The following is a 15,719-nucleotide window of genomic DNA, read 5'->3' as shown; positions in this document are numbered from 1 at the left end:
GTTAAAGAGAGGTCATTTGCTTGAGGTTCCATTCTTTAATCTCTTCAATGGTTATCCTGTTTTCATAAATAGCTTTACCTACCACTACCGAGCGGATGTCAAGGGTAGCCAGTTCTTCAATATCAGCCATTGAACTTACACCGCCAGAAGCGATCAGTTTAATAAATGGAGAGTGCTCCAGTAGTTTTCTGTATAGGTCCATTGCAGCGCCGCCTAGTTTACCATCTTTATTGATGTCGGTACACAAGAACCGGAAAAAGCCTAATTGCAGACATTTATCAACATAGTCCATCAATTTGATTGGTGAACTTTCCATCCATCCAGAGTATTTAATTACTTCGTCCAGTACGTCAATAGCAATAACAATACGGTTAGCGTAATCGTATTTCTTGCCTACTTCTGTACTTAGTTCTTGTAAAAAATCAGGATTGGTAATGGCTTGTGTGCCCACAATTACGCGTTGAATGCCAGCATCCAATAAGTCGGTAACTTGCTTTATGGTACGGATACCACCACCATACTGAACCTTCATATCGGTCTTTTTGATGACTTCAAATAAGGAAGCCTGGTTACTAAAATCTCCTTTAGCACCATTCAGATCAATAATATGTATGAATTCTGTACCATTAGACCGATAGGTCTCTATCATTTCAGCGATGGAAACGTCATAAACTGTTTTCTGATTGTAGTTGCCTTCGGTTAATCGGACAACCTTTCCATCTAAAATATCAATTGCAGGAATAATGTACATTTTATAGTTTTAAGTTTGAAAAATTCTTTAATAAACGCTCTCCGGCGGTGCCAGATTTCTCTGGGTGGAACTGTACGCCGTAAAAATTATCTTTTTGTACTGCTGCCGAAAATGGCATCCCATAGTTTGCAGTCGCTATATCAAAAGTAGGGTTATATTCAATAAAGTACGAATGGACGAAATAAAACTGTGTATCAGTCTCAACACCTTCAAATAACAAATTGTTTTTATGACTGATGTTGTTCCAGCCCATATGCGGGATTTTAATCCCTTGATCCTTATTGAATAACCTTGTTTGTACGGGCACAATGCCCATTAGGTTGGCATTTCCCTCTTCCGAATGTTCGGTGAGCAGTTGCATGCCAACGCATATACCCAGGACTGGTTTCTTTAATGCTTTAATGGGGCCTACCAATCCGGTTTGCTCCAGTTTTTGCATTGCAGTACCGGCATGTCCTACACCAGGGATGATAATATGGGTGTATTTGTCCAGGTCTGCCTCTGTATTCACCATTCCAAAAGGGATGTTTAACCTTTCCAAAGCTGAAGTCAGCGAAAAGATATTACCTGCCCCATAATTTACAATTCCAATCATTACAATATGCCTTTGGTACTTGGTAAGACTAACTTATCCGGGTCGCGTTTAATCGCCATTTTTATTGCTTTCGCAAAAGCTTTAAATATAGCTTCAATTTTGTGATGTTCGTTATCTCCTTCAGCCTTAATGTTTAGGTTGCATTTTGCGGCATCGCTAAAGGATTTAAAAAAGTGATAAAACATCTCTGTTGGCATGTCGCCTACTTTTTCGCGTTTAAAATCGGCATCCCAAACAATCCATGCACGGCCACCAAAATCGATTGCTACCTGAGCCAGGCAGTCGTCCATAGGTAAGCAGAAACCGTAGCGTTCAAGGCCAAGTTTGTTGCCAATTGCCTTTGCAAAAGCTTCTCCTAAGGCAATTCCTGTGTCTTCAATGGTGTGGTGCTCGTCAATATGCAGGTCGCCAACCGTTTTAATTTTTAGGTCAATGCTACCGTGACGGGCAATTTGATCCAGCATATGATCAAAGAAATTCAAGCCTGTGTGGATGTCTGCTCTCCCTGTTCCGTCCAGATCGATATCAATGCTGATCTTCGTTTCGTTGGTATTGCGTTCGTGTTTTACAGTTCTCGTTCCGGCTTTTAGCATGGTATAGATATCTACCCAGTATTGTGTTTGCAGGGCGATATAACTGCCTAGTTCGCCAACCTTTTGCTCAAATTCATGTGCCCCTAAGGCTTCGTTGTTATTTAACCAGATGGCTTTAGCACCTAAGTTTTTAGCCAGAATCACATCGTTGATGCGATCGCCAATAACAAAAGAGTTTTTAAGGTCGTAGCTTCCATCAAAAAAATGCTGCAATAAACCTGTATTGGGTTTGCGGGTAGGGGCATTCTGATGTGCAAAAGTTTTGTCGATGATGACTTCATTAAAAACCACATCCTCATTTTCAAAAGTCTGCATAATGAAGTTGTGCACAGGCCAGAAGTGTATTTCAGGGTGCGAATCTGTTCCTAATCCATCCTGGTTGGTCACCATAACCAGCTCGTAGTCCAACTCCTTTGCGATTTTCGAAAGGTAATGCAGTGCTTTTGGGTAAAACACCAGTTTGGCAAATGAGTCTATCTGCTCATCTTCCGGTTCAATAATGAGGGTTCCGTCTCTATCAATAAATAATACTTTCTTCATGTTTTGGTCTATTGGGTTTGTTGAAGGTTTGAGCGCGTTTAAGGACGTTTGAGCGCGTCTAAGAGTGTTACATTTTCTTCTGGGGTTCCCACCGTGATGCGCAGACATCCTTCGCACAGGGTTACCTTAGAGCGATCTCTGATGATGATACCTTCATCTACCAATGAGTTATACGTACTTAACGCATTTTCTACCTCAACTAGTATGAAGTTTGCATCTGATGGATATACCTTTTTCACTATTGGTAGCGTAGCGAGTTCTTTACTTAAGTTTTCCCTTTCTGCGACCGTAATTTTTATCCATTCGTTTACCTGCTCAATATTCTGTAGTGCTTTTAACGCGATGTCTTGTGTCGCCTGGTTGATGTTGTATGGAGGTTTAACTTTATTCAGTACATCAATTACAGGGCGGGCGGCAAAGGCCATTCCTAAACGAAGCGCTGCCAGTCCCCATGCTTTTGAGAAAGTTTGCAGTACAACTAGGTTCGGGTATTCCGTTAGTTCTTTAATAAAAGTCCGCTGTTTAGCGTAATTGATGTAAGCCTCGTCGATCACCACAAGCCCGTTAAAGTTGGCTAGTACAGTCTCAATATCGGTACGGATAATTGAATTTCCGGTAGGATTATTTGGTGAGCAAATGAAGATCAGTTTGGTGTTTTCATCAATAGCCTCAGCGATGCCTTCCAGGTCTAACTGGAAACTTGGCAACAGATTTACTTTACGTATTTCAACATTGTTGATATTGGCCGAAACCTCGTACATTCCATAGGTTGGCGGAAGGATAATTACGTTGTCTTTTCCCGGTTCGCAAAAAGCCCTGAACAAAAGATCTATGGCTTCGTCGCTGCCATTTCCAAGGAAAGTATTCTCGATTGGTACGCCCTTGATTTTGCTGATCGCATCTTTCAAATCCAGCTGTAGCGGATCAGGGTAGCGGTTGTAATTTTCTTCCAGCGGTGAGCCATAACTGTTCTCGTTGGCATCCAGAAATATGCTGGCTTGTCCTTTATATTCGTCCCTCGCGGTAGAGTAGGGGCGAAGGTTTTTGATGTTTTCTCTTTGTAATTTATTAATATCCATCTTGAGTAGGATTAGATTTTAACCTAATGATTTTAAACGAATGCTTACTGCATTCTTGTGTGCAATTAGTCCTTCAGCTTCAGCAAGTACTTCTACTGTATTTCCGATACTTCTTAGTCCCCTTGGGCTAATGTGTTGAAAGGTGATTTTCTTCACAAATGAATCCAATGATACCCCCGAATATGCTTTTGCATAACCGCTTGTTGGCAAGGTATGGTTGGTTCCTGAGGCGTAATCACCGGCACTCTCTGGCGTTAAGTTCCCAAGGAAAACCGACCCGGCATTACTGATCAGAGGAATAAGTTGTTCGAACTTATCGGTCGATAGAATCAGGTGTTCAGGGGCGTAGATATTGCTGAATTCCATGCCTTCTTCCAGGCTGTTTACCAGTACTGCATAGGAGTTACTTATCGCTTGAGCGGCAATATCCTGTCTGGGTAAGGCCTCCAGTTGTATCTGGATTTGCGCAATAGTCTCATCTATGATTTTACTTGAGGTGGCGACTAAAATAGTCTGACTATCAACTCCGTGTTCTGCTTGTGCAAGTAGGTCGGAAGCGATGTATGACGAATTGGCAGTGTCGTCTGCGAGCACTAAAACCTCCGAAGGACCGGCCGGCATGTCTATTGCAGTCATGGTTGTCGACTGGATCAACTGCTTGGCCTGGGTTACATACCTGTTGCCTGGTCCAAAAACCTTGTCTACCTTAGGTACGCTCTCAGTTCCGTATGCCATTGCTGCTACCGCTTGTGCTCCACCCACCAGGTATATTTTTTCAATACCCAATAGCTTGGCGCAATACGCCAGATAGCAATTGGTCTTGCCGTCTTTTTGTGGAGGAGAGCAAACCACAATTTCCTTGCATCCCGCCAGCATAGCCGGTACACCCAGCATTAAAAACGTACTTGGTAAAACTGCAGTTCCACCCGGAATGTAAAGGCCTACACGCTCAATAGCTCTGGTCTCCCGCCAGCAGGTTACACCTGGCATGGTCTCTATTTTATTCTCCCGGTGCGACTGTTCAGAGTGGAAAGCTTTGATATTTCTGTAAGCTGTATCAGTGGCTGTTTTTGCCTCAGCGGGTATCGTTGCGGCAATACTGTAAATCTCTTCTTTCTCTATGAAAAGCTGTTGAAGCTGAACCTTATCAAACTGCTCTGCATAATCAAATAAGGCCTGATCTCCCCGGGTTTTAACCTGGTCGACAATGCTGCTAACCCTTTCTCTGATGGTAATGTCATCTTCGAGTTGTCGTAAACAGATTGATTCAATCTCCTGTTTAGTTAAATCTTTATAACTATAGAGTTTCAATGTTTTATGTTTTTAGTTTAACTATTAGTTAAGGCTTGTTTTGAGTGTTTTTAATCAGAAAATTCGATTTTATGACTAAAAAATTAGTTTTTTAAGCAATGATTTTTTCAATCGGCATCACTACAATTCCTTGTGCACCGGCAGCTTTTAGACTGTTGATTTTTTCCCAGAAGTCGTACTCTGCAATTACCGAATGTACGGCTACCCAGTCTTCATCAAACAGCGGAACGACAGTCGGACTTTTTACACCCGGCAGTAAATCCACTATTTTTTTAAGGTCAACTTTTGCCACGTTCAGTACTACATATTTTGTTTCTTTTGCGCGCAGTACCGAGCGGATGCGTTGCAGTAATTCCTGAACTTCAGGTATCAAATCTGAACCTGCTTTCCCGATCAGGATCGCTTCAGATTTCATCACCTTTGCGAAAGGTTTTAGTCCGTTACTTTTTAAAGTTCCGCCTGTAGAAACGATGTCACATATCGCATCGCTTAGTCCAAGTCCGGGACCAATTTCAACTGATCCGGAGATGGTCCGAACCTCAGCATCTACATGATTTTCCTTAAGGTATTTTTGGAGGATTACCGGGTAAGAGGTAGCGATAGCTTTGCCACCTAGCTGAGCAATTTCAGTAATCTTACTTTCGTTAGGAATGGCAATTTTTAAGGTACATTTTCCAAAGCCCAGTTTTTGCAGATAGGTTACTTCAGCACCCGATTCAACAATTACGTTTTCACCAACAATACCCAGGTCGGCAATTCCGTCCTGTACGTATTCCGGGATATCATCATCTCTTAGAAAAAGAATCTCTAAAGGGAAATTGGTAACAGTTGATATTAATGAGCTTTTATAGTTCTCAAATGATAAACCGCAATTTTTAAGAATCTCTACTGATTTTTCGTTTAATCTACCAGATTTCTGGATAGCTATTTTAAGTGTTTTCACTGTATGCTTTTAGAATTATTGATTGGACAAGAAAATATTTCGGAAACAAGTTTTGAAGTACAAAACATTACATATACATCGCCGACAGGCGATGGTGCAAATGTAAATGATGGTTCAAAAGGTGTTTCATATATTATCTTAAGTTCCTTATCAACAATGACTAGCATTATGAGGAGCTGCAAATATAGGGATTGAAATTACAAATCCAAATAAAATGCAATTTTTATGCATCTTATTGGAAATGTGTGTACTTTGCGTTGGATTTATGTCTTTCACAATGATCAATAAAATAAAATTAACAGCTCTGTTCTTTTCTCTGTCTCTTGGTGTATTAACTGCAGGTGCCCAGGAAAGTCCTATTAACTTCTCTTCTAAAACAAATGCGGATAAAAGTGTAGAGTTATCCTACGAGAAGCAAGACCCGGGTACTTATACGGTACTCCTTAAATTCAGGGAGCTAACCAATACCGATGCTTCAAGCGAGCAGGACATTACGATTAGGGGCTACTCAGGGAACTTGCTTACCATGAAACCTCAAAATGCAGGGCAGGGGATTGGCTATTCTTACGCTTCTACCTACATCCGAGGCAAGTTCGAACCTAAATACGATGCAAATTTCATTTATACCCTGCCTTATAAAGCAGGCGCTAAGGCTATGGTGTCTGAGTCTGGATTTGTAGGTGCGAAGTATTTTGGAAACACTACACCTGACGATTGGAAGGCTTATCGTTTCTACACAAAGGTTGAAGATACCGTTACTGCAGTAAGAAAAGGGATTGTGGTAGATATCAAAGACCTGCATGAAAATAATGTTCCCGATGGCGTGGCTTATACCAGTAAGAGCAATGATATGATTATTGAGCATGCTGATGGTACACTTGCTACTTATAGGGGATTTAAAAAAGGTAGTTTTGTTGTTGAGGTTGGTCAGACTGTTTTTCCTGGTACTGCCCTTGGGGTAAACAGCAAGAATAATTCAAACAGTGGACATAATATCTCATTAATGCTGACCTACCTGAAATCAAAAGAAATCGACCGTTCCAGAACGCTTCAGAACTCTAAAAGTTTATATGGTTTTATAACGCCGCACTTTATCACCGCAGAAAATGCGGATGCTATTCTTGAATCTAGAAAAGAATATACCGCTTCGGTGCCTGCAGAAGTTTTTAAAAAGGAACTGACTAAAAAGGAGATGAAAAAGCACGGCGTAAAATAGGTTGACATATTCATGGCATTGTAATTGTAAATAAACATTATTTTTGCATCAATATTGCCATTTTGAAAAGAACCCTACTTCTACTGATCCCCCTTTGTTTATTGTTGAATGCCTGTAACTGGTTTAAGGAGACTCCTGAAATCGGTTTGGTCCTGGCCAAGCATTTCGATAATAAGCTTTATAAAAAATTCGACACAGCCGAGTACAACATCATTTTTAACAAGTATGTTGATTCTTTAGCCGGTAACTTTTCTAATCCAAATACGATTAAAGCGTATTACCAAAGTGTTAATGATGAGCCGAGGCTGATTACTAAATTCTTCACCAGTGGAGCATTAGATACGCTTAAAAATTACATAGGCAGGAGCGAGCTTCATGGTTTTAATGCTGAAGTGTTTAAGTACAAAAAACTTCAAGCACTGCTTGAACAGTTGTCGGCCAATAAATTTAAAACCATTGATGAGGTTTACGAGGCTGTTGCCGATCTGGAGCTGAATGCTGCGGAAAGCCTCATTAAGTATAATAATTTTGTTTACTACGGTAGTCTGAATCCTCGTAAGTTGTTATCCAGATACTATGTGCCGGTAAAAAGACCGGATAGTGCTAGTATGTCGGCCGTGCTGGCAACCAAAGATCTCGAAAAGCTCCTTGTCGCTATTCAACCCGAATCAGAAAATTACCTTGCCTTGCAAAAAGCTATGCTGAGGCAGGAGAAAAAAGGGAATAGAGATGAGCAGGCTTTAAAAACTATTAAAGTGAACATGGAGCGGTTAAGGTGGAAACTACCTGAGCTTGGCGATGAGTATGTTGAGGTGAATATTCCTGATTTCTCCCTAACCTGGTTCAGTAAGCAGGACACTTTGAGCCATATGAAGGTTTGTGTGGGCGGGGCGAGAGAAAAAGATTACGCGGAGAAATTAAAGCTCTATGCGAAATCAGGCAATCTGGATGATAAACCTAAAAACCACGAAACGCCAATACTTTACAGCAAGCTAAATTCTATACAGGTAAATCCAATATGGAATATTCCGGTAAGCATCGCCAGAAATGAGATTTACTGGCAGGCGGTAAGAGATCCATACTATCTTTCAAATAACAACATTAAGGTTTATTATAAAGGTAAGCTCGTTGGTGATCCGGATACCATCCAATGGAGCCGCTATCCAAGGGAGAAGCTGCCTTATCAGTTTAAGCAAAGTTCAGGAGAAGGAAATGCCTTGGGTAAGTTCAAGTTTATATTTGACAATGGCTCTAGTATTTACCTGCACGATACCAATAATAAAAGTGGATTTGCCCTTAGCAACAGGGCTATTAGTCATGGTTGCGTTAGGGTAGAGCGCCCGCTTGAATTTGCCGAGATGATGGTTAAAGATAAATACCAATACGATCAGTTGAGGATGGAAGTGAACCTTGCGCCAATTGACACGACGAAGATGGAAGTCTTTAAGCAGAAAATGGCCAAAAAAACGGATACGTTAAATGTATTTAAGTTAAAACCTAAGTGGTTTGGGGCTAAGAAGCCAGTGCCATTGATTATCAATTACATCACGGCATGGTCGCAAAATGGGGTGATACAGTTCAGACCAGATGTTTATGGTTTGGATGAAACTTTATACGCAGCTATGAAGAAATTCATGTAAAAGTGCTAACTTTGGTTTTTAATGAATTTCCTATACCCAGGTTTTCTTTTTGCACTGCTGGCAATAGCCATACCTATTGCAATTCACTTATTCAATTTCAGGAAATTTAAGAAGGTTTACTTCAGTAATGTGCAGTTTCTGACTGCCGTTAAAGAGCAAAACTCATCAAGAGAAAAATTAAAACATTTACTGGTTCTGTTTAGCCGGATATTGGCTGTCACCTTTTTGGTATTGGCTTTTGCCAGGCCATTCATCCCCGCTTGGGGAAGCGATAATCAATCTTCAAACCGTAATCTGATCAGTATCTATATCGATAATTCGTACAGTATGGAAAGCCTGAATAAGGAGGGGAACCTACTGGAAGAGGCGAAGCGAAAGGCGAAGGAAATTGCCAGGGCTTATGCCATGACTGATCAGTTTAAACTGGTTACGAATGATTTTGAAGGCAAGCACCAGCGGGCGGTTAACAGGGAAGAATTTGTGCGATTGCTGGATGATGTTAAAATTTCGGCAAGTGGAAGGTCTTTGCAGCAGGTAGTGAACAGACTGGAGACAGACATTTCCACCAATGTTAATGAAGTCGCCTATTTATTGTCCGATTTTCAGAAAGGCTTTGTGGGTACACAACCGGTTAAAACCAATAATGCCCTCAACTATTCATTTCTAAAATTAAACGCAAACAGCTTACCTAATATTTCGATAGATAGCATCTGGAGTCTATCTCCTGTTCATCTGCCCAATCAGGCGGAGCAGTTTGTGGTACAGCTGCACAATTACGGTGATGAGGATGCTAGCGATATTCCGGTAAAGCTGACAATCAATAAACAACAAAAGGCAATTAGTAATGTGAGCATCCCGGCAGGGAAGATTTTAAAAGACACCCTGTCCTTTAGCGGTCTTAATGGCGGATGGAAGCAAGGAACATTAGCGATCAAAGATTTCCCATTAACTTTTGATGATAATCTGAATTTCACTTTTAAAGTGCAACCGGATCTGAAGGTATTGAGCATTAGTGGTAATCCTTCTGAAAGATACATTCGTTCACTTTTTTCGGCAGATGCTTATTTTAAACTTACAGAAATGCCTGAATCGAACATCAGGTATTCGGCATTTCCTGAATATAGCCTGATCGTATTGGATGGTTTGAAAGAACCATCATCGGGATTGGCTCAGCAATTAAAGCTTTATGTACAAAACGGCGGGACCGTAGTTGTATTCCCTAATCTGGATGCAAACACGAATCTTTATTCTTCCTTCTTAAACGGGTTGTCATTGCCTGCTGTGCAGGAGCTGATAACCGGGCCTTCCATCGCAAGCACTATCGATTTGAAAAACTCAGTTTTTAAAGATGTGTTTGAGCAGGTTCCAGAAAATATAGATTTGCCGGTTGTGAGCAGGTACTTTAGTTACGCAGAGCAAAACAAAAGCAATAAGGAGAACATTCTAAAACTTCCCCTCAACAGATTCCTTTTTGCGGGGTATAACATCGGCGCAGGCAAAGTGTATTTGTCGGCAAGCTCTTTGGATGCTAAGGATGGTAACATCGCCCGTCATCCGGTATTTGTGCCTTTAATGTTTAAAGTAGCTTTTGGCAGTAATAAGGAACAACCATTTTATTACATCACTGGAAGAAACAATGTATTGGAAAGTGCAAAAATCAACCTTTCCGGTAATCAATCTTTAAAATTAGTATCCAACGGGTTTGAGGTAATTCCTGAAGTCAGACAAACACCGGGTAAAACGCTTTTGTATGTAGCGGATCAGGTAAAGAAATCAGGCTTTTATCAATTAAAGAAAGCGGATTCTGTTTTATCTGTTGTTGCTTTTAACGACGACCGCTCGGAGTCGGACATGCATTATGCCACCGAAAATGAAATTAAAGCTTTGCTTAACAAAGATAATATAGGTTTTTACGATGCTAAGAAGGACGCCTTGTCTATGGGCATAGCGTTGAAAAATAACAGTAACGAGTTATGGAAACTTTGCCTAATTTTGGCTGTTGTTTTCTTAGCTATTGAAATCCTATTGATCAGATTTTTTAATAATTCAAAAAATATACAAACAACATGAATCTTCTCATCGCAGGCGTAACCATTGCCGATCCTAACAGTCAGTTTAACCAGCAAAAATGTGATCTACGTATAGAGCAGGGTAAAATAACGGATATCGATACTCAATTGGGTGTCTTGACTGCAGTAAATGGGGATACCGTTATTGATGGTTCAGGTTTGGTGCTTTCACCAGGTTTCTTTGATTTGAACTGCTCAATCGGAGATCCGGGATTCGAAACTAAAGAAGACATCTACACTGCTACTGCTGCGGCTGCGGCAGGTGGTTTTACAGGATTGGCAGTTTTGCCACATACTAAACCTGTCGTTCATTCTAAAGGGGAAGTAGCTTACATCATTAATAAAGCAAAAGGTAATTTGGTAGATGTGCTACCTGTGGGTGCTGTAAGTCAGGATCTGGAGGGTAAAGAGCTTGCCGAATTGTACGATATGCAGCAAGCAGGTGCAGTAGCATTTTCGGATGGTACAAAAGCAATCACGGATGATGGCTTTATGAGTCGCGCTTTGCAATATGCAAAAGGAATAAACGGTTTGCTGATGGTTTATCCTGAAAACAAATCAATCGCCGGTAAATCGCAGATCAACGAAAGTAAAAATAGCGTGCTGCTAGGCATGAAAGGTTTGCCAGCATTGGCAGAGGAAATGCACATCAGCAGAGATATATTCTTAGCTACTTATCATGATGCACCTGTACATATCAGCAATATCTCTACTGCCGGTTCGGTAGCACTGATTAAAAAAGCTAAGAAGGACGGTGTTAAAATTACCTGTGATGTTGCAGCACATCATTTAGTGTTTACAGAAGAGCTCCTGAGCGATTTTGATAGCAATTACAAGGTGAAACCTCCATTGCGTGGTAAAACTGATGTGAAGGCGCTGATTTCGGGTTTAAAAGACGGAACTATCGACGCCATCAGTTCACAACATCGCCCGCACGAAATTGAATTCAAAGATGTGGAGTTTGAAATTGCTTCTTATGGTATCATTGCATTGCAAACGGTATTGCCTTTGTTAATCAAAGCAGGACTGGATGCCGGGCAGATTGCAGAAAAGCTTTCGATAAATCCACGTAGGCTGCTTAATCTCACAGTTCCGGTAATTAAAACAGGAGCTGAGGCTAACTTTGCGATTTATAATCCAGCTGCGGAATGGACCTATAATGCGGATAATAACTTCTCAAAATCAGCAAATACGCCATTACTAAATAAAAAATTAACCGGTAAAGTAACACTGGTATACAATAACAAACAATTACAATCGTATGGATAATCATGTAAAAGCTGCGTTAATCGCATCATTAGATAAGTTTTCAGTAGCATCTGGAAAAGACTCTGTTCAACTTAAAGATAGTTTGATTGAAGTTTTTAGCAAAGACCTTGGTTTCTTAGAGAAGGTAGAGGAGTTTGATGGGGCATTTGATGAGCATCCTGCTTTTGATGAGTTAAGGGAAGTATTCTTTGACTTGCTAATGATTAACTTCTTTGCTAATGATGTGAAGAAACTGGAAGAGGATTATCTGGATTCAGAAGAATGGGCAGATATTGAAGAGGATACCATTGATAGGGGTACAGAATTGTTAAACCTGTTGTTGTACATCAACGAGTGTCACGACGAGAAGATCAAGCCTGAGCTGGATGACTTCCTGAAAGAGTTCTTACTAGTTGAAGAGGATGAGTTCCAGGATGAATTCCATATTTATGAAGACCTGATCACTAATCAGCAATTGGCTGAGAGCAGTGTAGAAGATATTTGCAGTCACGCAGGTATGATCGAACTTGGTGAAGAAATGGAAGAACTGTTTGTACCATTTATGGTTTTCTTCAATCAGCCTAAGGCCAATGAAGAGGTGATTAAAGATTTGGAAACTTACAGTGCGAATAAGGAGTTTGATATTGCTGTTTATTCACTGATCGCTGCATTTAACAACTAATACTTTGGATATGCAAGAAGAAACCGTTGTAAAGGTAAATACACCGAATGCGCTGGCTTTTAAAAGTGCGCTGATTTATTCAATTTACTTTTTGGCGCTGATCTATATTTTTAAAGTAGCTGGTATCGACCAAAATGACCCGAATAGTTCAGTTGCCGAAAGGGCAATAAGCTCTATTGCTTCTTACCTTCCTTTTATTTTGGCCATTGTATTTGTGCAAACCAATTACAAGAAAGATCTGGGTGGTTTTATCTCGTTTAAAACAGCTTTCTCTGCTGGTTTTAAAGTAGCAGCATATGCCGGATTGTTTATTGCAGTCGTATTGATGTTGTATTATAAAGTTCTGGATCCGGCTGCATTTGAGCGTTTGATTGATAATGCCCGTGAAGCTGCCAATGGCGATGAAACCAAGCTTAAAGGCGTAGAGATGATGAAATCATACATGGTATTTTTTATTGGTTTTGGCGCTGCCATTACTTATACGTTGTTTGGTTTGGTTACCAGCGTAATCGGAGCTCTGGTTATTAAGAACGAAACACCGGTTCGCTAAGCGGAGTAATCTGAATAAGATTCATTTAATATTTTAGCCTTCTTTCTATAAGCAGAAAGAAGGCTTTTTTATTTTTACTATTTTACCGGTTCCCTTAGTATCGTTTTTAGCTTTTCTGCCGGCGTTCTCCTTAAGTCTGACAAGTAAATTTCATGATGCAAGCCATTTCGTTGTAAACCATTTGCCTTTATAAATTCATGCATCTGGCCAAGGGTTTCAGGCTCATTGGCAAATGGACCTGTGTGCAGCATCTGCACTACTTTTCCTTCATTCATGTTGTACAACTCAACATCCGCTGCCAAATGTATTTGCTTTTTTTCGATCACCTGACGGATTGAAGCATTTACCTGTTCTTGGGTAACATATTCGGGCACCCTGATCAGCATGCGGTACTTCCATTCACTCCGCGGTACTTTCGCAGGGGCTTCAGTGAGAGAAAGATTGGGATATTTTTCTTCGTCAAATTCCCATAGCCCCTCTAATTTGGCCACTACAAAATCTTTATCAGCCGCTTTATTTAAAAACTTTATGGTATACGCAGTAGCATAAAGCGCCTGAATCTTATCCATATATGGTTTTTCGGAAGGATCGCCTTTGCCGGTGACCGACAGGAACTGAGCAGCTTCAATTTCGATAAGTTGAGGCTGTTTTTTTGCAGAGTAATACGCCTTGTGTTGTTTTGTAAGATCTAATTTTTCCATTGATTGTAGGTTTTAACCAAAGAAAGGATAGTTACTGACAACCCTATGGCAGTCTATTTTTTTGTGTTTAATTTTTCTGATAAGGGATAAAGAAACTAAAGGTTGTTCCAATACCCTTTTCACTTTTTACACTGATTTTTCCTTTTTGCATTTCTACCAGTTGCTTACAGATGTATAAGCCTAGTCCGGTACCCACCTGACCTTTTGAAGAGCTGGTTTGGTAATACTGGGAGAAAAGACTGGCTTGCTGGTCTGCACCAATACCCATGCCTGTATCTATAACATCGATCTGCAAACGGGCGTCCTGACTTGATAACTCTGCATTGATGGTTACCTGACCTTCGTTAGTATACTTTATCGCATTGCTCAAAAGGTTAACCATTATCTGTTTTAAGCGGAATCCATCTCCAAGTACAATTGCGGCCTGATCTCCGTTAAAATTATAGTTAAGTGCCAGTTTCTTTTTGGTTGCGCTATAACTCATGCTTTCGATTACCTCGTTTACCGTTGTATATGGATTGAATGGGTCGTTTTCTATTTTAAGTTCGCTCGTTTCCATTTTAGCAGCGTCCAGCGTGTCGTTTAAAGTACGCAACAACATATCCGACGAACCTTTTATAGATTGAAGCATTTCTGTTTGACGCGGGTTGAGGTCGGTTTTAGCAAAAACATAAAGGAAGCCTTTGATGGCCGTTAATGGATTTCTAATCTCATGGGTCATGTGGGTGAGGAGTTCCATCTTTTGCTGGGCAATATTCACCGATCTTTCATTCTCTTTTAGCAGTTGCTGTTCTGATTTATTGAGCTGAAGAATGAAAATGATCAATAATACTGCAAAAAGAAGTACCAGGAACAATGCAGCCAGATAAAACTTGTTGAGCAGGGAAGTAGTTTCCTGATAGTTTTTAAAGGCCATTCCTTTCAGCTCCTCAGCCATTTTATAATTGAGGTCTTTTAAATCGTTTACAATACGTTCCAGCTCATTGCTGATGTGTGTGTTAAGCGAGATGAGTTCCCTTTGCATACCCAGCATTTTCACGTTATGCTGCTGCAGTTGCTGTAGCTTTTTTGCGTTATTGGTTCTATCGCGGGCAATAATCTTTTGTGTGGTTATATCCGCAATGTTTGTACTGTTGTTGTGTCTAATCTCTACAATACCCTTAGTCGTACCGTTTTTATTAGCAATGGCATCTTTTAACCTGCCAAAGAGGCCCTTTTTCTCCTGGGATATATCGTTCCTTACGGTATCTGTTTTGCTGTTAACTTTCCTTTTGCGGGAATTAATGCTTGAAGTGGTTTCAATTTGCTGGTTTTGATCAGCCTGGCTGTTAAACTCGGCGTAGACAGTTAAAAGCGAGTCGAAATTATGTTTAAGCTGAAACAACCTATCAGATAATTCAAGTTTCTTTTTATACCATACCCTTACCTGGTTGCCTTGCGCTGTGGTTAGCTGCGTGGTATCGGTATTCGTTTTTAACAGGGTATCTATTTTGTTGAAGGCCTGAGTAAGTTTTATTTTATACTCAATGCTTTTAGGCCCGTTAACGTCCAACAAGGATTCCTGAAAGTCGTCTTCCGCCTGATGAAGTAACAAAAGCGCTTGTTCCGGCTTAAGACGATGCTCTACATTGCTGGCTAATTTGGATATGTCTTCCAGTTTTTTAGTGATGGAACTGCGGACAAAAAAGGCTGCTATAGCCAAAAGAATAACAAATGCCAGGAATGATAGCAGTATTTTTCTGGCAAGGGCTTTAGTATAAGTGACTTTCATTGAGGGGCAAAAGTAAGGATAAAAGGATAA

At 40.5% G+C, this 15,719-nt stretch carries 14 protein-coding genes; 6 read left to right on the top strand and 8 right to left on the bottom strand.

Annotated features, from left to right (window positions below; translation table 11 throughout):
* Position 1 precedes the first annotated feature (1 nt).
* From hisA to hisG, 6 genes are all read right to left on the bottom strand, one after another.
* The gene (gene hisA, locus B9A18_RS13710) at positions 2-751 is read right to left on the bottom strand and encodes a 1-(5-phosphoribosyl)-5-[(5-phosphoribosylamino)methylideneamino]imidazole-4-carboxamide isomerase (RefSeq protein ID WP_084289896.1); all 750 of its coding nucleotides are present in this window, start codon (positions 749-751) and stop codon (positions 2-4) included.
* A 1-nt stretch (position 752) separates the two neighbouring features.
* Positions 753-1,346 carry an imidazole glycerol phosphate synthase subunit HisH gene (hisH, locus tag B9A18_RS13705; RefSeq protein ID WP_084289895.1) on the bottom strand — a complete coding sequence of 198 codons (594 nt, stop codon included), beginning with the start codon at positions 1,344-1,346 and terminating at the stop codon, positions 753-755.
* The gene (hisB, locus tag B9A18_RS13700) at positions 1,346-2,479 is read right to left on the bottom strand and encodes a bifunctional histidinol-phosphatase/imidazoleglycerol-phosphate dehydratase HisB (protein ID WP_084289894.1); all 1,134 of its coding nucleotides are present in this window, start codon (positions 2,477-2,479) and stop codon (positions 1,346-1,348) included. Before hisB ends, hisH begins: the two co-directional genes overlap by 1 nt.
* Positions 2,480-2,517: 38 nt before the next feature.
* A complete protein-coding gene (gene hisC / locus B9A18_RS13695; RefSeq protein ID WP_084289893.1) occupies positions 2,518-3,558 on the bottom strand; it encodes a histidinol-phosphate transaminase in 1,041 nt (346 codons plus the stop codon).
* An 18-nt stretch (positions 3,559-3,576) separates the two neighbouring features.
* Positions 3,577-4,869, bottom strand: coding sequence for a histidinol dehydrogenase (gene hisD / locus B9A18_RS13690; RefSeq protein ID WP_084289892.1), 1,293 nt, complete (start codon positions 4,867-4,869; stop codon positions 3,577-3,579).
* 91 nt (positions 4,870-4,960) lie between these two features.
* On the bottom strand, positions 4,961-5,812 hold the full coding sequence (gene hisG / locus B9A18_RS13685; RefSeq protein WP_084289891.1) for an ATP phosphoribosyltransferase: 852 nt from the start codon (positions 5,810-5,812) through the stop codon (positions 4,961-4,963).
* A gap of 277 nt (positions 5,813-6,089) precedes the next feature.
* Between hisG and B9A18_RS13675 the strand changes: the two genes are divergently transcribed.
* The 6 genes from B9A18_RS13675 (at position 6,090) to B9A18_RS13650 (ending at position 13,217) form a co-directional block, all read left to right on the top strand.
* A complete protein-coding gene (locus B9A18_RS13675) occupies positions 6,090-7,028 on the top strand; it encodes a peptidoglycan DD-metalloendopeptidase family protein (protein ID WP_084289889.1) in 939 nt (312 codons plus the stop codon).
* A 62-nt stretch (positions 7,029-7,090) separates the two neighbouring features.
* A complete protein-coding gene (locus tag B9A18_RS13670; protein WP_235005323.1) occupies positions 7,091-8,668 on the top strand; it encodes a L,D-transpeptidase family protein in 1,578 nt (525 codons plus the stop codon).
* Between the two features lie 21 nt (positions 8,669-8,689).
* Positions 8,690-10,738 carry a BatA domain-containing protein gene (locus tag B9A18_RS13665; protein WP_084289887.1) on the top strand — a complete coding sequence of 683 codons (2,049 nt, stop codon included), beginning with the start codon at positions 8,690-8,692 and terminating at the stop codon, positions 10,736-10,738.
* A complete protein-coding gene (locus tag B9A18_RS13660) occupies positions 10,735-12,006 on the top strand; it encodes a dihydroorotase (protein WP_084289886.1) in 1,272 nt (423 codons plus the stop codon). Before B9A18_RS13665 ends, B9A18_RS13660 begins: the two co-directional genes overlap by 4 nt.
* A complete protein-coding gene (locus B9A18_RS13655; protein ID WP_084289885.1) occupies positions 11,999-12,667 on the top strand; it encodes a hypothetical protein in 669 nt (222 codons plus the stop codon). The genes B9A18_RS13660 and B9A18_RS13655 overlap by 8 nt, the downstream gene beginning before the upstream one ends.
* A 10-nt stretch (positions 12,668-12,677) precedes the next feature.
* Positions 12,678-13,217: a DUF4199 domain-containing protein gene (locus tag B9A18_RS13650; RefSeq protein ID WP_084289884.1), complete on the top strand. Its 540-nt coding sequence runs from the start codon at positions 12,678-12,680 to the stop codon at positions 13,215-13,217.
* Positions 13,218-13,294: 77 nt separating this feature from the next.
* On the opposite strand, the gene B9A18_RS13645 is transcribed toward B9A18_RS13650, so the two are convergent.
* Both B9A18_RS13645 and B9A18_RS13640 read right to left on the bottom strand, forming a co-directional pair.
* The gene (locus B9A18_RS13645; RefSeq protein WP_084289883.1) at positions 13,295-13,918 is read right to left on the bottom strand and encodes a GyrI-like domain-containing protein; all 624 of its coding nucleotides are present in this window, start codon (positions 13,916-13,918) and stop codon (positions 13,295-13,297) included.
* Positions 13,919-13,985: 67 nt separating this feature from the next.
* A complete protein-coding gene (locus B9A18_RS13640; RefSeq protein ID WP_084289882.1) occupies positions 13,986-15,689 on the bottom strand; it encodes a sensor histidine kinase in 1,704 nt (567 codons plus the stop codon).
* Positions 15,690-15,719: the final 30 nt, after the last annotated feature.

The sequence above is a fragment of the Pedobacter nyackensis genome (assembly GCF_900176505.1).
Lineage (GTDB): Bacteria > Bacteroidota > Bacteroidia > Sphingobacteriales > Sphingobacteriaceae > Pedobacter > Pedobacter nyackensis.
Note: the sequence above shows the minus strand (reverse complement) of the source record. Positions and strands in the feature narration are given on the sequence as shown.